3 protein-coding genes are annotated in these 3707 nt (G+C 63.0%); all 3 read right to left on the bottom strand.

Annotated elements, in window-relative coordinates; translation table 11 throughout:
* Positions 1-70 precede the first annotated feature (70 nt).
* The 3 genes from astD to aruF are packed head-to-tail and all read right to left on the bottom strand — an operon-like array spanning position 71 to position 3632.
* Positions 71-1540 carry a succinylglutamate-semialdehyde dehydrogenase gene (gene astD, locus WBB95_RS27810; RefSeq protein ID WP_424490490.1) on the bottom strand — a complete coding sequence of 490 codons (1470 nt, stop codon included), beginning with the start codon at positions 1538-1540 and terminating at the stop codon, positions 71-73.
* Positions 1537-2562, bottom strand: a complete 1026-nt coding sequence (astA, locus tag WBB95_RS27805) for an arginine N-succinyltransferase (RefSeq protein WP_424490489.1) — start codon at positions 2560-2562, stop codon at positions 1537-1539. Before astA ends, astD begins: the two co-directional genes overlap by 4 nt.
* 50 nt (positions 2563-2612) lie before the next feature.
* Positions 2613-3632, bottom strand: coding sequence for an arginine/ornithine succinyltransferase subunit alpha (gene aruF / locus WBB95_RS27800; protein ID WP_424490488.1), 1020 nt, complete (start codon positions 3630-3632; stop codon positions 2613-2615).
* Positions 3633-3707 lie beyond the last annotated feature (75 nt).

Below are 3707 nucleotides of genomic sequence, written 5' to 3'. Positions count from 1 at the left end.
GTTTAACTGAGAGACCGCGCCGCTGCCATCGCAGGCAAGCCAGCTCCCACACAAGCCCGCTCCCACACCTTTAGATCAGCGTAATACCGGGCGTCAGCGTGGCCGGAACCACCAGGCTCGGCGTTTCCAGCGACGCCACCGGGTACGCGCAATAATCCGCCGCGTAATACGCACTGGCGCGATGGTTGCCCGAGGCCCCGACCCCGCCGAATGGCGCGGTGCTGGCGGCGCCGGTCAGCTGTTTGTTCCAGTTGACGATCCCGGCGCGGCTTTCCAGCCAGAACTGCTGGTAACGCGCTTCGGAGTCCGACAACAAACCGGCGGCCAGGCCGTACTGGGTGTTGTTGGCTTCGGCAATCGCCGCAGCAAAATCAGCGTAGCGGATCACCTGCAACAGCGGGCCAAACAGCTCTTCATCTTCGCGCTCGGTCACGCCGGTCACGTCGATGATGCCCGGGGTCAGCAACGCCGCCTGATCCTGTGGCTGGGTCATTTCCAGCAGCGCCACGGCGCCATTGGCCAGCATCAATTCCTGGGCGTCCATCAAGGCTTTGGCCGCGCCCAGGGAAATCACCGAGCCCATGAACGGTGCCGGTTGCTGATCGAATGCGCCGACCTTAATCGTTGCGCTGACCGCCACCAGGCGTGACAGCAACGCATCGCCCCACGCGCCTTCCGGCACCAGCAAGCGACGTGCACAGGTGCAACGCTGGCCGGCCGAGATAAACGCCGACTGGATGATGGTGTAGACCGCCGCATCCACATCGGCCACTTCGTCGACCACCAGCGGGTTGTTGCCGCCCATTTCCAGCGCGAGGATCTTGTCCGGGCGCCCGGAGAACTGCTGGTGCAGGTGGTTGCCGGTACGGCTCGAACCGGTGAAGAACAACCCGTCGATACCCGGGTTGGCGGCCAAGGCAATGCCGGTTTCCCGCGCGCCTTGCAACAGGTTCAACACGCCGGCCGGCAAACCGGCTTCGACCCAGCACTGCACGGTCAGCTCGGCGACCTTCGGGGTCAGCTCGCTTGGCTTGAATAACACGGTGTTACCCGCGAGCAACGCCGGCACGATATGCCCATTCGGCAAATGGCCAGGGAAGTTGTACGGACCGAACACCGCCACCACGCCGTGCGGCTTGTGGCGCAATACAGCAGTGGCGTCGCCCAAGGGGCCGCTCTTCTCGCCGGTACGCTCGCGGTAGCTTTGCACCGAGATCGCGATCTTGTTGGCCATGCTGGTGACTTCAGTCGCCGATTCCCACAACGGCTTGCCGGTTTCCTCACCGATGCAGCGGGCAATTTCATCGGCGCGGCTTTTCAGCGTGGCGGCAAAGGTTTCGAGCACGCTGATGCGCTCTTCCAGCGGGCGCCGGGCCCAGGCGGGGAACGCCTGGCGCGCTGCCTGCACGGCGGATTCGACCTGCTCGACAGTGGCGCCGTTGCCAGCCCACAGCACTTGCTGGGTCACCGGGTTGCGCGACTCAAACAGCTCACCCTGGCCAGCCAGCCAGCTCCCTGCGATATACAGCGAATTCATTATTTCGACTCCCGAGCAGCAGACAACGGAACAGCACGCACTTGATCACCCACCACCAGTTGCAGGCGTTTGGCGGTCTGCGGATCAACCACCAACGTACCGGCCGCCAGACGGGCCGGTGCGGCGGTGATGCGGCACTCCTCGCGCTTGCGGTTATGGATCAGGAACGGCGTGGCGTCGTCCCCCGGTGTGCCGATGGCCAGCACCAGCGACTGGCTGTCGCGCACGGCGCGGATCTTGGAGGTTTCACACTCCACCGCCGGGCCGGCGTCGAAAATGTCGACGTAGCCTTGATAGCTGAAGCCTTCACTCTTGAGCATGCTCAATGCCGGCTCGGTGTCCGGGTGGACCTTGCCGATCACGTTGCGCGCATCTTCAGAAAGGAAGCAGCTGTACAGCGGGAACTTGGGCATCAGCTCGGCAATAAACGCCTTGTTGCCCACGCCGGTGAGGTAATCCGCCTGGCTGAATTCCATCTTGAAGAAGTGCCGCCCCAGGCTTTCCCAGAATGGCGAACGCCCCGCCTCGTTGGACACGCCGCGCATCTCGGCAATGATCTTGTTGCCGAACAGCTGCGGGAACTCAGCGATAAACAGCATGCGTGCCTTGGCGAGCATGCGGCCATTGAGGCCGGTGCGGTAATCGGCGTGCAGGAACAACGAGCACAGCTCGGAATTGCCGGTGAGGTCATTGGCCAAAAACAGCGTCGGAATCTCGCGGTAGATATTCAGCTCCTGGGAGGCGCTGACCGTCAGGCCCACCCGGAAGTTGTACCAAGGCTCGCGCAGGCCGACGGCGCCAGCGATGGCGGAAATGCCCACCACGCGGCCTTCATCGTTTTCCAGCACGAACAGGTAGTCGGCATCGCCGCGCCCGGCGTCGCCGCGAAAGGTTTTTTCCGCCCAGCCAACCCGGTGGGTCAGGCGCTCTTCGTTGGCCGGCAAGGTGGTGAGACCCGTGCCGGTGCTGCGCGCCAGTTCAATCAGGGCCGGTAAATCGCTGCTGCGTACGGGACGAACGATCATGCTATCTCCTCAGACGGGCCGCTTTGCAGCCACCCGCGACACTCAATTCTTTAAACCGCGACCAGACGCACGCTGGCACCTTCGCCGACGCCGAGGGCTTCGGCTGTTTCCAGGTCCAGGGTCACCGGTTTGCCGGGCGCATAGTCCAGTTCCAGCATGACCGCGCGGTAATCCTGCAACTGGCCGTTACTGACCAGGTACTGGCGGCCGACACCCTTGACCATCTCGCCGATCTTCACCGGCACCACGCGGCTCTGGGCGATCGAGCGAATGCCCGAGACCCGGGCGTGCAGCGTCGGGCCACCGTCGAAGATGTCGATGTAGTGGTCGGTCTCGAAGCCTTCGCGCATCAGGATGTCGAAGGTGATCTGCGCACGCGGGTGCACCTGGCCCATCGCTTCCTGGGCTTCATCTGGCAGCAACGGCACGTAGATCGGGTAATGCGGCATCAGCTCGGCGAGGAAGGTGCGGCTTTTCAGCCCGCACAGGCGCTCGGCGGCGGCGTAGTTGAGGTCGAAGAAGTTGCGGCCGATGGCGTCCCAGAACGGCGAATCACCGTTCTCGTCGCTGTAGCCGACGATCTCGGTCACCACCGAGTCGGCAAAGCGCTCGGGGTGGCTGGCGACGAACAGCAAGCGGCCACGGGAATTGAGTTCCGACCACGGCGAACCGACCAGCTCGGGCACCACGTAGAAACTGGTGAGCAGGCTGTTGCCGGTCAAGTCGTGGCACTGCGACAGCACGTGGATCTTGTTGTGGATCTTCAGCTCGCGGGAAGCGTGCACGAAGGTTTCGTTACGGAAGCTGTAGAACGGTTCCGAATAACCCGCCGAAGCGACGATGGCCGAGCAGCCGGCGAGCTTGCCGGTCTCGGTATCTTCGAGCACGAAGAAATAGCTTTCTTCACCGTTGAAACTCACCTCGGCCGCGAAGGACGCTTCGCTGGCGGCGATCTTGTCGCTCAGGCGTTCCACATCATCCGGCAAGGAGGTGACACCAATCGGGCTGTCCGCAGCCAGACGCTGTACCTCGCCCAGATCAGCCATTTGCGCGGGGCGCATCACCAGCATGGTGTCACTCCTTAACTCGAAAAACTCACAGGAAAAAATGCCGGACACGGGATCTGAACTCACACAGATCCAGTG

This window comes from Pseudomonas sp., from assembly GCF_049645325.1.
In the GTDB taxonomy this organism is placed as follows: Bacteria; Pseudomonadota; Gammaproteobacteria; order Pseudomonadales; family Pseudomonadaceae; genus Aquipseudomonas.
The sequence above is the reverse complement of the archived record's forward strand: the minus strand, read 5'-3'. Positions and strand labels throughout refer to the sequence as shown.

What these genes read in the sequence shown, in the direction of transcription:
- astA (WP_424490489.1), bottom strand. Translation starts at nt 2,562, where the DNA reads ATGATCGTTCGTCCCGTACGCAGCAGCGATTTACCGGCCCTGATTGAA.
- aruF (WP_424490488.1), bottom strand. Translation starts at nt 3,632, where the DNA reads ATGCTGGTGATGCGCCCCGCGCAAATGGCTGATCTGGGCGAGGTACAG.